Here is a 17433-nt window from a genome sequence, read left to right on the forward strand (position 1 = left end):
CCGTCAGCCGCGCGGCTCGCGGAGCACCCAGGACTCCAGGCGCGCGTACCCCTTGACCGAGGTGCGCGAGAGCCGCTTGAGCCGCCACGGCCCGGGCGGCTCGCCGTCGGGACCGGGCGGGGCGTGGTCGGGGCAGAGCACGTCGTGAGCGCCCCGGTCGACGATGACGCTGCCGGGTCGCGCGTGGGAGGTGAGGCGGGCCGCGACGTTGACGGTCGGGCCGTAGACGTCGCCGAGGCGGGCGACGACCTCGCCGTAGGCGACGCCGGCGCGCACCGCCGGGAAGGGGTCGTCCTCGTCGGCGCCGATGCGGGTGAGCTCCCACGCGGCGGCGGCCGCGTCGGCGGCCGAGTCGGCGACGTAGAGGACCTCGTCGCCGATGGTCTTGATGATCCGGCCGCCGTGCTCGAGCACGACGCCGCTGGCGCGGTCCTCGAAGGCCTCCAGCCAGGCGACCAGCTCGGCCTCGTCGAGCTCCTTGCTGCGCGTGGTGTAGCCGACGATGTCGACGAAGCCCACGGCCGTGGGCAGCGCGACGTCGGTGGCGCCCGCGCGGCCGTCGCTCAGCACGCGGCCGGCCGCGGCCGCGAGGTGGCGGCGCCAGGTGTAGGCCTGCAGCGCCTCGAGGCGCGGGAGCACGTCGGAGGCGACGGCGGTGAGGCGCTCGACCGGGTCGGCGCCGCTGTCGGCCGCCTCCACCACGACCTGGGTGAGGAGGTCGACCTGCCACTCGGCGAGCCGGGCGAAGCTGCGGCCCCAGGTGCGCACGAGCGCGGCCTGCGACTCGGGGCCGATGACGCCGGCCTCGTAGAGCGCGCTGGAGGTGCGCAGCGCCTCGACGTCGCCGTCGGTGAAGGCGACCTCGTCGTCGGCCAGCTGCGGGAAGCCGAGGAGGCGCCACAGCTCCGCGGCCACCGTCAGCGGGACCCCGCTCCGCTCGGAGACCTCGAGCCGGGTCAGGTGCGGCACCTGGCCGAGCAGCTGCTGCTCCACCAGGGGCAGCAGGTCCTCGGCCGGCGGCGTCTCGGCGGGCGGCGCCTCCGCTGGCGGGGCTCCGGCAGGTGGTGCCTCGGCCGGGGCGTCCGGCGGGCCGGTCTCCTCGCTCAGGCGGAGCCCTCGTCCGACTGCTCGGCCTGCCCGGCCTGCGCGGCGGCGGCGGCCCGGGTGGCAGCGGTGTCCTCGAGCGCCTTCTTGAAGGCGGGGACCTCGGCGACGAGCTGCTCGAGCTTGTCGGAGGTGAAGTGCAGCAGCTCGAGCGGGGTCGCCGCGACGATCGAGGCGGTGCGCAGCGAGTGGTTGAGGATGGCGGCCTCGCCGATGATCTCGCCCTCGCCGAGGCGGGCGATCTCGCGGCCCTGGTGGCGCACGGAGACCTCGCCGGAGAGCACGATGTAGGCCTTGTCGGCGGGGGTCGACTCCCAGATCGGCGACCAGCCCTCGGGGATGCGGACCTTGGTGCCGGCCGCCTTGACCTTCGCGGTCTCCTCGGCGGTGAAGCCCTCGAACACGGACACGGTGCCACCTCTCTCGTGGTCGGCCGCCGCGGGCCACCCGCGCCGGCTCGTCTCCCCGGGGCCGATCCTCCCGGTCGGCGCGGGTGCGTGTCCAGCGACCGGTGCACACGCGTGCAGTGAGTCGGGCCACGCACCCCGGCCGGGCGGCGTACGGCGGGTCGCGCGGTCAGTCGGTGGGGAGCGGGTCGCGCGCGATCGGGCAGCTCATGCAGCGCGGCCCGCCGCGGCCGGAGCCGAGCTCGGAGCCGGCGATGCGCACGACCTCGATGCCGGCGTCCTCGAGGCGGTCGTTGGTCTCGTCGTTGCGCTCGTAGGCGACGGCGACGCGCGGGGCGAGGGCGAGGGTGTTGTTGCCGTCGTCCCACTGCTCGCGCTCGGCGGTGACGGGGTCCAGGCCGGTGTCGATCTGGTGCAGCGTGTCGATGCCCATGGCCTTGGCGGCCGCGACGAGGAACGGCTCCGCCGGGGCCACGTCGAGGCGCAGGGTGTGCTCGTCGTCGCCCTGCTCGGCGGCGGTGATCGCGTGCGCGGTGAGGGAGTCGACGATGTTGGGGTACATCACGATCTTGTCGACGTCGACCATCGTGCACACGGTGTCGAGGTGCATCGTCGCGCGCTCCTGCGCGATCGGCACGGCCAGAACGGTGCGCGCCAGGCCGGCGTGAAAGACCTGGCGGGCGAAGCGCTCGACGCCCGCCGGCGTGGTGCGCTCGCCGACGCCGACCGCGATGACGCCGGGGGCGAGCAGCAGCACGTCGCCGCCCTCGACGTGCTCGTGCTGCCAGCCGTGGAGGCGGCGGGTGCCGACGAAGCGCGGGTGCTCGGTGTAGATCAGCTCGGTCAGCTGGGTCTCGCGGGCGCGCGCGGGCATCGCGAGGCTGGTGACGGCGACGCGGTCGCGCACCCACACGCTGGAGTCGCGGGTGAAGAGCAGGTTGGGCAGCGGGTCGACGAGGAAGTCGTCGTGGGCGAGCAGGCTGGTGACGAGGCCGTGGCCGCCGCGCACCTCGTCGTTGCGGATGCCCGCGGTGAGGTAGCCGCACAGCTCCTCCGGGCTGGCCTCGGCGAGGGCGGTGCCGAGGTAGGTGCGCAGCGTGTCGCCGAGGTGCAGGCCGTTGAGCGCGGTGGTGATCGCGTGGCGGCGGGCCGACTCGCTGGCGAGGGTCTCGGTGAGCAGCTCGGTGAGGTAGAGCACCTCCACGTCCCGGGCCCGCAGCGCCTCTGCGAAGGCGTCGTGCTCCTCCTGCGCCCGGCTGACCCACGGGATGCCGTCGAATAGCAGCTTGTCGTTGTTGCGCGGCGTCAGGCGCTTCAGCTCCGGCCCGGGGCGGTGGAGCATCACGGTGCGGAGCCGGCCGACCTCGCTGTCGGCGCCGTGGGTGGCGGTCATGGGCGTGGACCCTACTCCGCCGGGGGACGCGCGGCTCAGCCCAGGAGCTCGTACGCCGTGACCGCGGCGAGCACCAGGCACACCGCCGCACCGACGTAGTGCAGCACCGCGATCGGCACCCACCGCAGCAGCGTGCGGCCGACGACGACCGCGAGGCCCGACACGGCCAGCAGCGCGCCCCACGCGCCGGCGAAGACGGCGGCCGGCTCCTCGGTGCGGGCGACCAGGCTCAGCGTCAGCAGCTGCGACAGGTCGCCCCACTCGGCCGCGAAGAGCACGAGGAAGCTGGCCCCGATCGCCCGCACGCCGGTCGCGTCGCCGGCGCGCGCGGCGTACTCGGCACCCTCGTCACCGGGGTCGTCGGCGTCGTCGTCGGTCCCGGTGCGGCCGTGGGCGCGGGCCTCGCGCAGCAGCAGGACGGCACCGAGCAGGAACAGCGCGAGCGCGACACCGCGCACGAGGGCGTCGGGCAGCAGGCCGGCCACCCCGCCGAGCGCCACCGCGATGCCGGTCTGCACCGCGAAGGCGAGGCCGACGCCGAGCCACACGTAGAGCGGGCGGAACTTCGTCGACAGCACGAGCGTGGCGATGAAGGTCTTGTCGGGCAGCTCGACCACGAAGATCGTGGCGAAGGCCAGGGCGACGACGGCGAGGTCCACGGCGTCATCCTCCCGTGGTCGCCGTCGGGTGCGTCACGCGGTGTGGGCGCAGCTGCGTCGCGAGCGCATGACGCAGCGGGGCGGGGGCGGGCGTACACCCGTGGTCGCCGTCGGCTGCGTCATGCGGTGTGGGCGCAGCTGCGTCGCGAGCGCATGACGCAACGGGGCGGGGCGGGCGCCGGGGCTCAGGGCAGCAGGTCGCGTGCGGCGGCGACGGCGCGGGCCAGCACGACCTTGACGGGCAGGCCGAGGGCCTCGGCGGCGCGGGCGACGTGGTCGTACTCGGGCTGGGCGTTGACCAGCACGCCGTCGTGGCGCGCGAGCTTGACGGCGACCGGGTGCCCGTCGACGTCGACGGTGGCGAACTCCCGCTCGAGCGCGTGCTTGCCCAGCGGCACCTCGCGCAGCCCGATCGCGGAGGTCTCGCGGAAGACGGTGGCGCGCACGGCCGGAGCCGCGGCGGCGGAGACGAGCACGCTGAGGGTGTGAGCGGGGCGGCCCTTCTTCATCAGGATCGGGGTCAGCCAGGCGTCGGAGGCGCCGGCGGCGAGCAGGGCGGCGATGACCGACGGCCAGACGCGGGGGTCCAGGTCGTCGACGTTGGTCTCGACGAGCAGCGGCGGTGCGGCCGCGCCACCGGGTGCCGCCGCCACGGCCGGCCCGACGAGCAGGCGCAGCACGTTGGCGTGGCCCTCGGGGTCGCGCCCGCCGGCACCGACGCCGACCTCGGCGACGGTCATGGCCGGCTGGGCGCCCCACGCGGTCGCGAGCGCGGTGAGGAGGGCGGCGCCCGTCGGGGTGCACAGCTCGGTGGCGGGGGCCGACGCCGGGCCGCCCCAGGAGGGCACGCCGCGCAGCAGCTCGACGACGGCGGGCGGGGGGGCCGCGAGCTCGCCGTGGGCGGCGCGCACGGTGCCGGACCCGACCGCCACCGGCGAGACGACGACCTCGCCGTGGCCGTGCGCGGCGAGGTGGGCGAAGCCGGCGGCGACCCCGACGACATCGGCGACGGCGTCGAGCGCGCCGACCTCGTGGAAGTGCACCTCGTCGACCCCGCAGCCGTGCACCGCCGCCTCGGCGACGGCCAACCGCTCGAAGGCGGCCACGGCACGCTCCGCCACCGGGGTCTCGAGCGGGGCGGCGGTGAGGAGGGCGCGCACGTCGCGCCACGTGCGGTGGGTGGTCGAGTCGGCGACCTCGACGTGGCAGCGGGTCGCGGCGAAGCCGCCGCGGCGCACCCGCTCGACCCGCAGGGTGACGGGCTCGGGCGCGACGGCGTCGACGGCCGCCTGCAGCACGTCGACCGGGACCCCGGCCCCCACCAGCGCGCCGAGCAGCATGTCGCCGCTGGCGCCGGAGGAGGCGTCGACCCAGACGGTCACGGACGGTCCTCGGCCGCGGCGGTCGGGCGTACGTCGTCGCGCGGGGCCGCGCGCCGGGCCACCCGCGCCGCGTGGACGCCCGCCCCGTAGCCGTTGTCGACGTTGACCACCGCGACCCCGGGGGCGCAGGAGCTGAGCATCGCGAGCAGGGCGGTGACGCCGCCCAGCGAGGCGCCGTAGCCCACGCTGGTCGGCACGGCGACGAGCGGCACGCCCGTCAGCCCGCCGACCACGGACGGCAGCGCGCCCTCCATGCCGGCGACGACGACCAGGCAGTCGGCGCGCTCCAGCTCGTCGCGCACCGCGAGCAGGCGGTGCAGGCCGGCCACGCCGACGTCGGTGACGACCCGCACGCCGGCCCCGTGCACGCGGGCCGACAGCGCGGCCTCGGCGGCGACCGGGGCGTCGGAGGTGCCGGCGGCGACGACCAGCACCTCGCCGCGAGGCTCGGGCAGCGGACCGAGCGTCGCGCACCGGGCGACCGGGTCGAGCGTCGCGCCGACGCCGGCCGCGGCGTCGAGGCCCGCGTCGGTCAGCCGGGTGGCGAGGACGGCCCGGTCGGGGTGGCGGGCGTGCAGCGTCGCGAGGATCTCGGCGACCTGCTCCGGGGTCTTGCCCGCCCCGTAGACGACCTCGGGGTCACCCGTGCGCGCGGCCCGGTCGAGGTCGACGCGGGCGAAGCCGAGGTCGGCGGTGCGGGGGTCGGTCGTACTGGGTGCGGGGTCCTGCGCGCTCACGCGGCGACGCTACTTTACCCGACGGCGAGGCACGCCGTCACCGGGTGCGGCGGCTCCTAGGCTGCCCGGCATGTCCGCCCAGTCCGTCGTCGTCGTCCTGCTCGTGCTCACGCTCGCGGTGGCCGTCGCCGCCCTCGTGGTGGCGCTGTCCGCCCGGGGCCGGCGCCGTCCCGCGGGGGAGGCCGGCGTCGACGCGGTGCCGCAGGACGTCCACGGTCTGCGGCAGGAGGTCGCCGCCCTGCGCCAGGAGGTCGGCGACGCCCTGCGGCACCTGTCGGTGGTGCGCTACGACGCCTTCGGCGACATGGGCGGCCACCTGTCGTGGTCGCTCGCCCTGCTCGACGACCACGGCCACGGTGTCGTGCTCACCTCCATCCACGGGCGCTCCGAGGCGCGCACCTACGCCAAGTCGGTCAGCGCCTGGGCGTCCGAGCAGCAGCTCTCGCCCGAGGAGGCCGAGGCGATCGCGCACGCCCGGCCCTGACGGCGTACCCCCGCCCCGGCCCGCCCCGGCCCGCCCTCACTCGCCCGGCCCGCCCTCACCCGGCAATTGCTGACCTGTCGCCCACCTACCGGTCGGTAACCGGGCGACAACCCAGCAATTGCCCCCTGGGACGGCGGGGCGGTCGCCAGTCGGTCGTCCGGACGAGCGCAATTGTGCGGAACGGAGCGGTGCTACCAGCCGGTAACCGTCCTCCTCGGCACAATTGCGCCCGACGGGACGCCGGCCGCGCCCCCACGGCGTACGGCGCGCCCCACCGTCAGCGGCTGCGCCAGGGGTCGGCGGGGTAGGTGCCGAGGACGGTCACCTCGTGGGTGAAGAAGCGCAGCTCCTCGAGCGCGCGGGCCAGCGGCGGGTCGTCGGGGTGGCCGTCGACCTCGGCGAGGAACTGGGTGGCGGTGAAGGCGCCGTCGACCATGTAGCTCTCGAGCTTGGTCATGTTCACGCCGTTGGTGGCGAAGCCGCCCAACGCCTTGTAGAGCGCGGCGGGGATGTTGCGCACGTCGAAGACGAAGGTCGTGACGACCGGCCCCGCGCCGCGCGGGGCGACGTCGGGCTCGGGGGAGAGGACGACGAACCGGGTCGTGTTGTGGTCCTCGTCCTCCACGTCCTCGCGCAGCACCTCGAGGCCGTAGATCTCCGCGGCGAGCGGCGGGGCGATGGCCGCCTGCGTGACGTCGCCGGCGTCGCGCACCTCGCGCGCCGCGCCCGCGGTGTCGCCCGAGACCAGCGGCGTCAGGCCCAGCTCGCGGATCACCTGGCGGCACTGGCCCAGCGCGTGCACGTGGCTGTGCACGGTGCGGATCGTCGACACGCTCGCGCCCGGCACGGCCATGAGGTGGAAGCGGATGCGCAGGAACCGCTCGCCCACGATGTGCAGGCCCGAGGTCGGCAGGAAGTGGTGGATGTCGGCGACCCGCCCCGCGATCGAGTTGTCGATGGGGATCATCGCCAGGTCGGCGTCGCCGCCCTGCACCGCGGCGAAGACGTCCTCGAACGACGCGCACGGCACCGCCTCCCAGTCGGGGTAGGCGTCGCGGCACACGATGTGGCTGTTGGCGCCGGGCTCGCCCTGGTAGGCGATGCGGCCGGGCGCGGAGCGCGCGGAGGGAGCCGAGGGCGGGGAGGGCGTCGTCACCGGCCCCATCATGCCGACGCCGCGCCGCGGCCGGGTGGCGCCCTCGGGCAACCGGTCGCATCATGAGGCGTCTGGAGGGGTGAGAGGCGCCCGCGACGGGTCGGGCGCGGCAGGCAGGGGGACGACGATGACCGGAGTGGTCGAGGCGCCGGAGGCGCCGGACCGGGGGCGGGCGGGTGAGCTCGCGCGCCACGTGTACGCCGCGCACCGGCTCGCACTGGTCAGGCTGGCGGTGCTGCTGGTCGACGAGACCGCGGCGGCGGAGGACGTCGTGCAGGACGCGTTCGCCGCGTTCGTGGCGCGCGCGCCGCGGGTGCGCGACGAGCAGGCGGCGCTCGCCTACCTCCGCACCTCGGTGGTCAACGGTGCCCGCTCCGCGCTGCGGCGCCGCCGCACCGCCCGCGGCTACACCCCGCCGCAGCCGGTCGCGCCCGACGGGCCCGACGACCTCGCCGTGCTGGGGGAGGAGCACCGCGCGGTGCTGGCCGCCCTCGCGACCCTGCCGCAGCGGCGGCGCGAGGTGGTGGTCCTGCGCTACTGGTCCGGACTGTCGGAGCAGGAGATCGCCGAGGCGCTCGGGATCAGCCGAGGCGCCGTGAAGTCGACCGCGAGCCGCGCGCTCGCGCAGCTCGAGGTGGCGCTCGGCGCCACGCAGGAGGGGGCACGATGAGCACCGCAGTCGAGCAGCGGCTGGCCGCCGCGCTGGAGGCCCGGGCCGAGCTGGTCGGCCCCGAGCACCTCACGCCCTCCCCGCTCCCCGACCCCGCGCTGCCCGGGCCTGCCCGGCTCGACCCCGGCGACCCCGGCGACGCCGGCGAGCCCGGGCCCGGCGCGTGGCGGCGCCGTGCGACGTACGCCGCCGTGGCGGCCGCCGCCGTCGCCGTCCTGGCCGTGCCGGTGTGGCTCGCCGACGGTCCGGGCGAGCGGCGGCCGGCGCCGGCCGACGTGCCCGCGCCCGACGGCTGGGTCGGCGGCACCGGCCGCACCGGCCCCGGGGCCGACCTGCCCGGCAACCGGGTCAGCACCGACCTCGATGGCGACGGCGCGCCCGACACGCTGTGGCTGCGCGCCCCGGCGCCGGAGGGACCGGCCGGCCCGGTGCGGCTCGAGGCGCTGCTCTCGAGCGATCCCGACGAGGTCCGGTGGACGGTGCTGCGCCGGGCCGGCTCGGGCGCCCAGCTCGAGGGCGCCTACGGCCCCGGAGGGCTCGACCTGCGCCTCGACGACGAGCCGGGCAGCGAGGTGCTGGTGCTCTTCGAGCCGGAGGGTGCCGACCAGTACGGGCTCGCCGCCGTCGACCTCGTCGGAGGTCGTCTCGTCGAGGCCGACGTCGACGCCGGGGACACCGGGGCGCCGTTCGCGCTGGGCCTCGACGCCGACCGGCGCCGGGTGCACTTCGGGGTGCTCGACGACGCCCGCCTGGTGACTGCCCGCACGCGGGAGCCGGCGACGGACGAGGTGCGCTACCGCCGCAGCCAGGCATGGACCTGGGACCTCCGGGCGCCGACGGCGCCGGGCGAGCGCCCGGTGCTGGTGCCGACGCCGCGCGACGACGTCTGCCGCGACGACTACGGCTACGGCTTCGGCGACTGCCGGCCGGGCTCCGACCGCCCGCTGGACCTCGACCCGCCGGTCGGCGAGGGCGACAACCCCTCCGACGTCGTCCCGGACTTCTACCCCGACGTCACGCGCCGGCTCGGGCCGGGGGAGGCCTTCCGCTTCACCTCGGTGGCCGGTGCCGGCACGGCGGGCCTCGCCCGACCGGAGGAGGCGCCGCGGCTCGAGGTCGAGCTCGACGGCACGGCGTACGCCGCGACGCTCCCGGCCGGCCTGCCGGCGACCCTGGTTGCGGGCACGGTCGCGGCCGAGGCCGGACCCGGCTTCCTCGTGGTGCGCGGGGCGGATGGCGAGACCGACTGGAGCGTGTGGCAGGTCCGCGACGGTGCCCTGGTCGAGGTGTAGGTGCTCGCCGAGGACGTGCCCTTCGGCGATGCCGTGGAGGGTGACGGCGCGCGGGTGAGCACCCACATCTCCGAGCGGGGGCTGCTCTCGACCCGGGTCGTCACCCCGGGCGGCGACCCCGAGGTCGCGGACGTCGTGACCTGGAGCCTCGACGACGGCCCGGCGCTGCTGCCGACTCCGATCGCCTGCTTCCGCTTCCCCGCCGACGGCTCCGCGCCCAGCTTCGCCACCCGCTGCTGAGCCCCGCCGCCCGGCACCCCGGCGGCTCGCATGCAACGCGGTGTCCCGGGTGCTTCCCCAGGGCTCGAGCCCTGGGGAGGCGACGCGGACACCGCGTCACATGGCGGCAGGGGCCGGTACGTCGACCTCGGCGCGGGCGACCACCGAGCGGAGGTCGAGCCCCGGCGGCAGCGTGCCGAGCGCGCCGCCCCAGTCGCGGCCCAGCCGGGTGGCGCAGAAGGCGTCGGCCACCGGCTGCGGGGCGTGTCGCACGAGCAGCGAGCCCTGGAGCACGAGCGCCATCAGCTCGACCACCCGACGGGCGCGCACCTCGAGGTCGTCGGGGTGCGACAGCTCCTTCTTGAGCAGCGCGAGCGCGTCGTCGAGGCGGTGGTCGGCGCCGGCGGCCAGCTCGACCTCGCCGAAGAACGCCTCGACCGACTGCGGCTCGCGGCCCATCGCCCGCAGCGCGTCGAGCGCCGCGACGTTGCCGGAGCCCTCCCAGATCGAGAGCAGCGGCAGCTCGCGGTAGATCCGCGGCAGGTCGGAGTCCTCGACGTAGCCGTTGCCGCCGAGGCACTCCAGCGCCTCCGCGGCGTGGATCGGCCCGCGCTTGCACACGGCGTACTTCGTGACCGCGAGCGCGAGCCGACGGAAGGCCGCCTCGCCCTCGTCGCCGCGGACCGCGCGGTCGTTGGCGCCGGCGAGGCGCAGCGCGACGGTGGTCGCGGCCTCCGACTCGACGACGAGGTCGGCCAGCACGTTCTGCATCAGCGGCTGGTCGACCAGCGCGCGGCCGAAGGCGGCGCGGTGGCGGGCGTGGTGGACGGCCTGGACGGTGCCGGAGCGCATGCCGGCCGCGGTGCCGAGCACGCAGTCGAGGCGGGTCATGTTGACCATCTCGACGATGGTGCGCACGCCGCGCCCCTCCTCGCCGACGAGCCAGCCGAGGGCACCGTCGTACTCCACCTCGGAGGAGGCGTTGGAGCGGTTGCCCAGCTTGTCCTTCAGGCGCACGAAGCGCACCGGGTTGCGGGTGCCGTCGTCGAGCACGCGCGGCACGAGGAAGCACGAGAGGCCGCCGGGTGCCTGGGCCAGGGTGAGGAAGAGGTCCGACATCGGCGCGCTGGTGAACCACTTGTGGCCCACGAGCCGGTAGGAGCCGTCGAGCTGCGGCGCGGCGGTCGTGGTGTTGGCACGGACGTCGGAGCCGCCCTGCTTCTCGGTCATCGACATGCCCGCGATCAGCCCCTGCTTGGTGCCGGGCGCGCGCAGGCCGGGGTCGTAGGTGCGGTTGGTGAGCAGCGGCTCGAAGCGGCCGGCGAGCTCGGGGTCCGCGCGCAGGGCGGGGACGACGGCGTACGTCATGGAGACGGGGCAGCCGTGGCCCGCGTCGACGTTCCAGGCCAGGAAGCCGGCGGCACGCGCGACGTGGGCGCCCGGGCGGTCGTCGGCCCAGGGCGCGCCGTGGAGCCCGTGCGCGACGGCGGTGGCCATCAGCTGGTGGTAGGCGGGCTGGTAGTCCACCTCGTCGACGCGGTGGCCGTAGCGGTCGTGGGTGCGCAGCACCGGGGGGTGCCGCTCGGCGAGGCGGCCCCACTCCTGCGCCTCGGCGGAGCCCGCCAGCCGGCCGAGCGCGTGCAGGTCGTCCTCCGCCCAGCCGGCGCCCTCGCGGTGCAGGCCCTCGAGCAGCGCGGGGTCCTGCGCGGTGTCGTGGCCGACGAGCGGCGGCGCCTGGTTGGCGACCGTGTGGGTGCCGAGGTCGGCGAGCGGGGCGGCGCCGTGGACGGGGCGCGGGGGACGGGTCATGGCTGCTCCAGGGGGTGGCGGGCGCCGAGGGCGCGGACGACGACGCGGGTGAGGGCGGTGACGGTGCTGCGGGCCGGGTCGGTGCCGGGCGCGACCCGCCCCTCGTGGAGGGGTACGACGAGCGCCTCGGCGATCGCGCCGACGACCGCGGCGGCGGTGACCTCCGGGTCCTGGGCCGGCAGCTCCCCGGAGGCGACCCCCTCGGCCACGAGCGCGGCGAAGAGGTCGCGGTAGGCGCGGCGGAAGGCGAGCCGCTCGGCCTCGACCAGCGGGTCGACCGGCTCGGCGAGCAGCGCCCACGCCATGCGGGGGGCCCGCAGCGCGCGGGTGGCGAAGGTCTGCACCCCCGCTGCCGCCCGCTCGCTCACGGGCCCGCTGCCGGCCAGCGCCGCCGCGACGGCCGCGACCTCGCGCGCGGTCGCGACGCGGAAGACCTCGGCGAAGAGCGCGCCCTTGCCGGCGTGGTGGCGGTAGACGCTGCCCGTCGCGACGCCGGCCCGCTCGGCGACCGCGGCGACCGAGCACCCGGCGTACCCGTGCTCGGCGACGAGCTCGCTCGCCGCCTGCACGAGCGTGCTGCGGGTGGCGTCGAGCCGCTCCTGCACGGCGGTGCTGCGGCGGTAGGGCACGCAAGCATTGAACCGCCGTTCACAGCTTGGCGGCAAGTATCCACCTCGGCATGAGTCCCCGGCTGACCGGGGACTCCTGCACTTGTGGCCCAAGAACTCGGGGCACAAGTGAGGGAGTCACCGGTCGACCGGTGACTCCGACAGCCCGGCTCAGCGCGGCACGCGCACCAGCAACCGGCCGTGGACGCAGCGCATGCGCAGCTCGCGGCCGGGTCCGACGGAGTCGCCGTCGAGCTGGCGGGGGACGTCGGCGGAGGCGCGGACGACCACCTCGGCGCCGGTCATGCGGTTGATCAGCTCGTCGGTGCGCGTGGCCTTGGCGAGCACCCGCATCGCGAGCGGGATCCACGAGACGAAGCGCTGCGGGTGCAGCATCACGACGTCGAGCTGGCCGTCGTCGATGGCGGCGTCGGGCAGCAGCGGCATGCCGGCCTGCAGGTAGCCGACGTTGCCGACCACGACCGTCCGGGCGCGGTGCCGCGAGAAGGGGCCGCCGTCGACGGAGACCTCGACCTTCATCGCGGGGAACATCAGCGACCGGAAGCCGGAGATCACGTAGGCGAGCCAGCCGACCTTCTTCTTGATGTCCTCGTTGACGCCCTCCATGATCGCGGCGTCGAAGCCCATGCCGGCCATGACCATGAAGTGGGTGTCCTCGATGCCGTCGCCGCTGACCTCGACCAGGTCGATGGCGCGGTCCTGGCCGTGCAGGGCCACGTCGATGGCCGAGCGGATGTAGAGCGGGATCGCCAGGTTGCGCGCCAGCAGGTTGCCCGTGCCGGCCGGCACGATGCCGACGGGGATGCCGGTGCCGGCGAGCTCGGCGCAGACCTCGCGCACGGTGCCGTCCCCGCCGCAGACCAGCACGAGGTCGGCGCCGGCGACCGCGGCGGCCTCCGCCATGCCGGTGCCGGGGTCCTCGACGGTGGTGGTGTGCCAGGCGTGCACGGTCCAGCCGGCGTCGCCGGCCATCGCCTCGACCAGGGCGCGGAAGGCGCCCGGGTCCTCGACCTTGATCGGGTTGAGCACGACCGCGAGCTTCTTCTCCGAGGCGTAGACCTCCGGCAGCGGCTCGGCGGCCACCGCGTGCCCCCGCGGCTCCGGCGAGACGACCACCGTCGCGAGCAGCACGACGCCCACGCCGAGCAGCACCCCGGCGACCACGTCGGTGGGGTAGTGCCGCCCCAGCAGCACCCGGTCGAGGCAGACCAGCACCACCAGCGCGAGACCGACCACGCCGACGAAGCGGCGCGCCGCGGCCCGCCGCGCGAAGACCCCCACGAGCACGACGCAGACGCCGACGAAGGCCGTGACCGACGAGGCGTGCCCCGAGGGGAACGCCCCGCTCTCGAGGTACGCCGAGGCGTCCTGCCAGTCCGGACGCACCCGGCCGATCCCGCTCTTGAGCCCCGCCGTGGCGAGCGCGGTCACGACCATGACGGCGACGGTGAACGCCGCGGCGCGGCGCTGGCCGCGCAGCGCCAGCAGGCCCGCGAGCACGACCGTGGCCACCGTCATCCCGACGGTGCCCAGGGCGACCTCGACCACGCGCAGCACGTCGCGCAGCCAGTCGACCCCGGTGGCCCAGGACTGCGCCGGCTGGCCCCGGTCGTCGAGGCGCGCGAGCGGACCCCAGGCGGTGTCGACGGCCAGGGCGAGCAGCGCGAGGAGTGCGAGGCACGCGACCGCTGCGGCGAGCCGGGCGGCGCGCGGGCGGTCGAGGGGGGAGTCCAGCACGCAGGGCAGCATGCCACCGCGCCGCGCCCCGGACCCCATCTCGGGGGCGTGGGCCTCGCCGCCCCCGTTAGCCTCTCCCCGTGACCTCACCCCACGACGAGCACCGCTGCGCTCCCCTCGACGCGGGGGCCTCGAGGTGATCGACCCGCGACTCCTGCGCGACGACCCCGACCGCGTGCGCGCCGGCCAGGCCAAGCGCGGCCTGCCCACCGACGTGGTCGACCAGGCCCTCGCGGCCGACGCCGCCCGCCGGGCCGCGATCGTCGACTTCGAGGCCAAGCGCGGCGAGCAGAAGCAGCTCGGCAAGCAGGTCGCGAAGGCGCAGGGCGACGAGAAGGCCTCGATCCTGGCCCGCACCAAGGCGCTGGCGGCCGAGGTCAAGGCCGCGGAGGCGCGCCAGGGCGAGGCGGAGGCCGCCTGGCAGGCCGCGCTGTCGTCGATCCCCAACGTGGCCGCCGACGAGACGCCGGCCGGCGGCGAGGACGACTTCGTGGTGCTCGAGACCGTCGGCACGCCGCGCGACTTCGCGGCGGAGGGCTTCGAGCCGCGCGACCACGTCGAGCTCGGCCGCCTGCTCGGCGCCATCGACCTCGACCGCGGCGCCAAGGTCTCCGGCTCGCGCTTCTACTTCCTCACCGGCGTCGGCGCCGAGCTCGAGCTCGCGCTGGTCAACCTCGCGATGGAGCAGGCCCGCGAGGCCGGCTTCACGCAGGTGATCGCGCCCTCGCTGGTCAAGCCGCGCGCGATGGAGGGCACCGGCTTCCTCGGCCAGGCCGCCGACGACGTCTACCGCATCGAGGGCCAGGACATGTACCTCGTCGGCACCTCCGAGGTGCCGATGGCGGCCTACCACTCCGACGAGATCCTCGACGGCGCCGCGCTGCCGCTGCGCTACGCCGCGTTCAGCCCGTGCTTCCGCAAGGAGGCCGGCTCCCACGGCAAGGACACCAAGGGCATCATCCGGGTCCACTGGTTCGACAAGGTGGAGATGTTCGTCTACACCACGCTCGAGGACGCCGAGGCCGAGCACCAGCGGCTGCTGGCCTGGGAGAAGGCGTTCCTGGACAAGCTGGAGCTGGCCTACCAGGTGATCGACGTCGCCGCCGGCGACCTCGGCCTCTCCGCGCAGCGCAAGTTCGACTGCGAGGCGTGGATCCCCACCCAGGGCAAGTACCGCGAGCTCACCTCCACCTCCAACTGCACCGACTTCCAGACCCGCCGCCTCGACACCCGCGCCCGGTTCGCGGCCGGCGAGGGCGGCGGCAGCGAGGTGCGCCCGGTCGCGACGCTCAACGGCACGCTGTGCGCGATGACGCGCACCATCGTGGCGATCCTCGAGACCCACCAGCAGGCCGACGGCTCGGTGCGCGTGCCCCAGGCACTGCAGAAGTGGCTGGGTCGCGAGGTCCTGGAGCCCGTGGAGCGCCCCGGTGGCTGAGCCCCGCCCCGGCTGGGTGCCGCGCCTGGTCGCCCTCGACATCGACGGCACCCTGCTGCGCTGGGTCGAGGGCTCGGGCCAGACCCGCGAGGAGGTCTCGCCGGCCGTCCACGACGCCGTACGCCGGGTGCTCGACGCCGGCGCCCACATCGTGCTCGCCTCGGGCCGCTCGCCCCACGGGATGACCCGCATCGCCGACCTGCTCGACCTGCGCGGTCAGCCCGCGCGCGGCGATGCCGACACCCCCGGCGGGGAGGACGAGCGGGTGTGGGTGGTGGCCTCCAACGGCGCGGTGGTCTTCCGCTACCCGCCGGTCGAGGTGGTGCTCGAGGAGACCTTCGACGCCAGCGCCGCGGTCGCGGAGGTGCTGCGGCACCACCCCGACGCGATGGTTGCGGTCGAGGACCGCGGTGTCGGCTACCGGGTCAACAAGCCCTTCCCCGACGGCGAGCTCTCCGGCGAGATGCGCGAGACCAGCCTGGAGGAGCTGCTCGGCGAGCCCGTCAGCCGCGTCATCGTGCGCGACCCGGAGGCCACCGCCGACGACTTCGTGGCCCTGGCCGCCCGGCTCGGGCTGCACGGCACCGACTACGTCGTCGGCTGGACCGCCTGGATGGACCTCGCCCCCGTCGGGGTCTCGAAGGCCTCGGGGCTCGAGCACGTCTGCCAGGCGCTCGGCGTCGAGGCCGCCGACGTGCTCGCCATCGGCGACGGCCGCAACGACCTCGAGATGCTGCGGTGGGCCGGTCGGGGCGTGGCGATGGGTCAGGCGGTGCCCGAGGTGCACGAGGCCGCCGACGCCACCACGCTCACCGTCGACGAGGACGGCGCCGCGGTCGAGATGTCCCGCTACTTCCCGGCCGCCGCCGAGGAGGCCTCGGCGTGACCTCGCCGGTCCCGCCGCCGAGCCTGCCGCCGGTGGCGGTGACCGACCGGCTCCGGATGCCGCTGTGGACCGCCGACGACGTCGCCGCGATCCGCGCCGGCGGGCGGCGGCAGGGCTACCACCCCGACTACCCCCGCCCCGACGACCGCGACGCGGCGGCGCTGTGGCGCGACGGCGACACCTGGGGCCCGCGCCACGTCGTGCGCGGCGTGACCGCCCTGGGCTCGATCGGCTTCTTCGGCTCTCCCGAGCCGGCCGCCGACGGCGTGCTGGAGGCCGAGGTGGGCGTCGGCCTGGTGGCGGAGGCCCGCGGCTACGGCTTCGCCACCGAGGCGCTGCGCGGCCTGCTCGCCCTCACCGACGCCGCGGGGGTGCGGGTGCGCGCCTCGGTCGAGCCCACGCACCAGGCCAGCCTGCGGGTGCTCGCGAAGGCCGGGCTGACGGGTCTGCGCGGCGCCGACGAGGACGGCCGCCTCGTCATGGTGCGTCCGCTCCCCGTGGCCGCCCCGTGACCGGCCCCGTGACCGGCCCCGGGACGGGCCCCGAGACGGGCCCCGAGACCGGCCTCGGGGCCCGCCCGGGCCCGCCGCGGCTGGTCGCGACGGACCTCGACGGCACCCTGCTCGACGCCGAGGGACGGGTGAGCACCCGCACGCGCGAGGTGCTCGAGGAGCTCGACCGGCGCGACGTACCGGTCGTCTTCGTCACCGGCCGCCCCGTCCGGTGGATGGCGTCGCTGTGGGACGCCGTCGGCGGCCACGGCCTGGCGATCTGCAGCAACGGCGCCCTCGTGTACGACGTGGCGCGCGGCGCCGTCCGCTCGTCCCGGCGCGTGTCGCCCGAGGTGGCCGTCGAGGTCGGCCGGGTGCTGCGCGCGGCCGTGCCCGGCACGACCTTCGCCCTGGAGCGGCTGGACGGCTTCGCCCGCGAGGGGGACTTCATGCCGCGGCTGCCCCCCGGTGACGACGTGCCGGTCGGACCGCTGGCGGAGATCGCCGACGACGGCGTGGTCAAGGTGCTCGCGCGGCACGAGGAGCTCGAGCCGGAGGACTTCTGGCGGCGCGTCGAGGAGGCCGTCGGGTCGCTCGTGACCACGACGTGGTCCTCGACCGGCGCCCTGGTGGAGATGTCGGCGCTCGGCGTCACCAAGGCCTCGACGCTGGAGCAGCTGTGCCGCGAGCTCGGGGTGCTGCGCGAGGACGTCGCCGCCTTCGGCGACATGCCCAACGACGTCGCGATGCTGCAGTGGGCCGGTCGCTCGTGGGCGATGGACGCCGCGCACCCGTCGGTGAAGGCCGCGGCGCTGCACGTGGCGCCGCCCCACGACCTCGACGGTGTGGCGCAGGTGCTGACCGAGCTGTTCGACCTGTGAGCCGGTTGGGCACACTGGTGCCCCGACCCGCCCGCGCGACCCAGGAGGACCGACCGCCG

18 protein-coding genes are annotated in these 17433 nt (G+C 76.1%); 8 read left to right on the forward strand and 10 right to left on the reverse strand.

Going from position 1 to position 17433, the window contains the following annotated elements:
- Nucleotides 1-3: 3 nt before the first annotated feature.
- The 6 genes from BJ989_RS03015 to larB form a co-directional block, all read right to left on the reverse strand.
- Nucleotides 4-993 carry an adenylate/guanylate cyclase domain-containing protein gene (locus BJ989_RS03015; RefSeq protein WP_343049044.1) on the reverse strand — a complete coding sequence of 330 codons (990 nt, stop codon included), beginning with the start codon at nucleotides 991-993 and terminating at the stop codon, nucleotides 4-6.
- 110 nt (nucleotides 994-1103) lie between these two features.
- On the reverse strand, nucleotides 1104-1514 hold the full coding sequence (locus tag BJ989_RS03020; protein WP_179516943.1) for a cyclic nucleotide-binding domain-containing protein: 411 nt from the start codon (nucleotides 1512-1514) through the stop codon (nucleotides 1104-1106).
- Between the two features lie 166 nt (nucleotides 1515-1680).
- Nucleotides 1681-2904: an arginine deiminase gene (locus tag BJ989_RS03025; RefSeq protein WP_179516944.1), complete on the reverse strand. Its 1224-nt coding sequence runs from the start codon at nucleotides 2902-2904 to the stop codon at nucleotides 1681-1683.
- 35 nt (nucleotides 2905-2939) lie between these two features.
- Nucleotides 2940-3563: a TMEM165/GDT1 family protein gene (locus BJ989_RS03030; protein WP_179516945.1), complete on the reverse strand. Its 624-nt coding sequence runs from the start codon at nucleotides 3561-3563 to the stop codon at nucleotides 2940-2942.
- A gap of 185 nt (nucleotides 3564-3748) precedes the next feature.
- Nucleotides 3749-4945, reverse strand: a complete 1197-nt coding sequence (gene larC, locus BJ989_RS03035; protein ID WP_179516946.1) for a nickel pincer cofactor biosynthesis protein LarC — start codon at nucleotides 4943-4945, stop codon at nucleotides 3749-3751.
- Nucleotides 4942-5682: a nickel pincer cofactor biosynthesis protein LarB gene (gene larB / locus BJ989_RS03040; RefSeq protein ID WP_179516947.1), complete on the reverse strand. Its 741-nt coding sequence runs from the start codon at nucleotides 5680-5682 to the stop codon at nucleotides 4942-4944. The genes larC and larB overlap by 4 nt, the downstream gene beginning before the upstream one ends.
- Before the next feature lie 70 nt (nucleotides 5683-5752).
- Here larB and BJ989_RS03045 point away from each other — a divergent pair, with 70 nt between their 5' ends.
- Complete coding sequence (locus BJ989_RS03045) at nucleotides 5753-6166, forward strand: DUF4446 family protein (protein ID WP_179516948.1); 414 nt, start codon at nucleotides 5753-5755, stop codon at nucleotides 6164-6166.
- Between the two features lie 277 nt (nucleotides 6167-6443).
- On the opposite strand, the gene BJ989_RS03050 is transcribed toward BJ989_RS03045, so the two are convergent.
- Nucleotides 6444-7322, reverse strand: coding sequence for a prephenate dehydratase (locus tag BJ989_RS03050; protein ID WP_343049046.1), 879 nt, complete (start codon nucleotides 7320-7322; stop codon nucleotides 6444-6446).
- 127 nt (nucleotides 7323-7449) lie between these two features.
- On the opposite strand from BJ989_RS03050, the gene BJ989_RS03055 reads away from it, so the two are divergent.
- From BJ989_RS03055 to BJ989_RS03065, 3 genes are read left to right on the forward strand one after another with little or no spacing between them, the layout of a single operon-like run.
- Complete coding sequence (locus tag BJ989_RS03055; protein ID WP_218848694.1) at nucleotides 7450-7992, forward strand: RNA polymerase sigma factor; 543 nt, start codon at nucleotides 7450-7452, stop codon at nucleotides 7990-7992.
- The gene (locus BJ989_RS03060) at nucleotides 7989-9284 is read left to right on the forward strand and encodes a hypothetical protein (RefSeq protein WP_179516950.1); all 1296 of its coding nucleotides are present in this window, start codon (nucleotides 7989-7991) and stop codon (nucleotides 9282-9284) included. The genes BJ989_RS03055 and BJ989_RS03060 overlap by 4 nt, the downstream gene beginning before the upstream one ends.
- Complete coding sequence (locus BJ989_RS03065) at nucleotides 9285-9524, forward strand: hypothetical protein (protein ID WP_179516951.1); 240 nt, start codon at nucleotides 9285-9287, stop codon at nucleotides 9522-9524.
- A gap of 96 nt (nucleotides 9525-9620) precedes the next feature.
- Here BJ989_RS03065 and BJ989_RS03070 read toward each other — a convergent pair whose 3' ends face one another.
- The 3 genes from BJ989_RS03070 to BJ989_RS03080 all read right to left on the reverse strand — a co-directional run bounded on the left by BJ989_RS03070 (nucleotide 9621) and on the right by BJ989_RS03080 (nucleotide 13678).
- Nucleotides 9621-11312 (reverse strand): acyl-CoA dehydrogenase family protein, encoded by a 1692-nt coding sequence (locus BJ989_RS03070; RefSeq protein ID WP_179516952.1) that lies wholly within the window; start codon nucleotides 11310-11312, stop codon nucleotides 9621-9623.
- Complete coding sequence (locus BJ989_RS03075) at nucleotides 11309-11941, reverse strand: TetR family transcriptional regulator (RefSeq protein ID WP_179516953.1); 633 nt, start codon at nucleotides 11939-11941, stop codon at nucleotides 11309-11311. The genes BJ989_RS03070 and BJ989_RS03075 overlap by 4 nt, the downstream gene beginning before the upstream one ends.
- A 150-nt stretch (nucleotides 11942-12091) precedes the next feature.
- A complete protein-coding gene (locus BJ989_RS03080; protein ID WP_343049047.1) occupies nucleotides 12092-13678 on the reverse strand; it encodes a bifunctional phosphatase PAP2/diacylglycerol kinase family protein in 1587 nt (528 codons plus the stop codon).
- A gap of 136 nt (nucleotides 13679-13814) precedes the next feature.
- Here BJ989_RS03080 and serS point away from each other — a divergent pair, with 136 nt between their 5' ends.
- From serS to BJ989_RS03100, 4 genes are read left to right on the forward strand one after another with little or no spacing between them, the layout of a single operon-like run.
- The gene (serS, locus tag BJ989_RS03085; RefSeq protein ID WP_179516954.1) at nucleotides 13815-15116 is read left to right on the forward strand and encodes a serine--tRNA ligase; all 1302 of its coding nucleotides are present in this window, start codon (nucleotides 13815-13817) and stop codon (nucleotides 15114-15116) included.
- The gene (locus BJ989_RS03090) at nucleotides 15109-16002 is read left to right on the forward strand and encodes an HAD hydrolase family protein (RefSeq protein WP_179516955.1); all 894 of its coding nucleotides are present in this window, start codon (nucleotides 15109-15111) and stop codon (nucleotides 16000-16002) included. Before serS ends, BJ989_RS03090 begins: the two co-directional genes overlap by 8 nt.
- Nucleotides 15999-16514, forward strand: coding sequence for a GNAT family N-acetyltransferase (locus BJ989_RS03095; RefSeq protein ID WP_343049048.1), 516 nt, complete (start codon nucleotides 15999-16001; stop codon nucleotides 16512-16514). Before BJ989_RS03090 ends, BJ989_RS03095 begins: the two co-directional genes overlap by 4 nt.
- A complete protein-coding gene (locus tag BJ989_RS03100; protein WP_343049050.1) occupies nucleotides 16511-17374 on the forward strand; it encodes an HAD family hydrolase in 864 nt (287 codons plus the stop codon). Before BJ989_RS03095 ends, BJ989_RS03100 begins: the two co-directional genes overlap by 4 nt.
- Nucleotides 17375-17433 lie beyond the last annotated feature (59 nt).

Origin of the sequence: Nocardioides perillae, assembly GCF_013409425.1 — a bacterium.
Classification (GTDB): Bacteria; Actinomycetota; Actinomycetes; order Propionibacteriales; family Nocardioidaceae; genus Nocardioides; species Nocardioides perillae.

Excerpts from the sequence above, each read along its gene's own strand:
- BJ989_RS03025 (WP_179516944.1), bottom strand. The coding sequence starts at position 2,904 with ATGACCGCCACCCACGGCGCCGACAGCGAGGTCGGCCGGCTCCGCACC.
- BJ989_RS03045 (WP_179516948.1), top strand. The coding sequence starts at position 5,753 with ATGTCCGCCCAGTCCGTCGTCGTCGTCCTGCTCGTGCTCACGCTCGCG.
- BJ989_RS03055 (WP_218848694.1), top strand. The coding sequence starts at position 7,450 with ATGACCGGAGTGGTCGAGGCGCCGGAGGCGCCGGACCGGGGGCGGGCG.
- BJ989_RS03060 (WP_179516950.1), top strand. The coding sequence starts at position 7,989 with ATGAGCACCGCAGTCGAGCAGCGGCTGGCCGCCGCGCTGGAGGCCCGG.
- BJ989_RS03070 (WP_179516952.1), bottom strand. The coding sequence starts at position 11,312 with ATGACCCGTCCCCCGCGCCCCGTCCACGGCGCCGCCCCGCTCGCCGAC.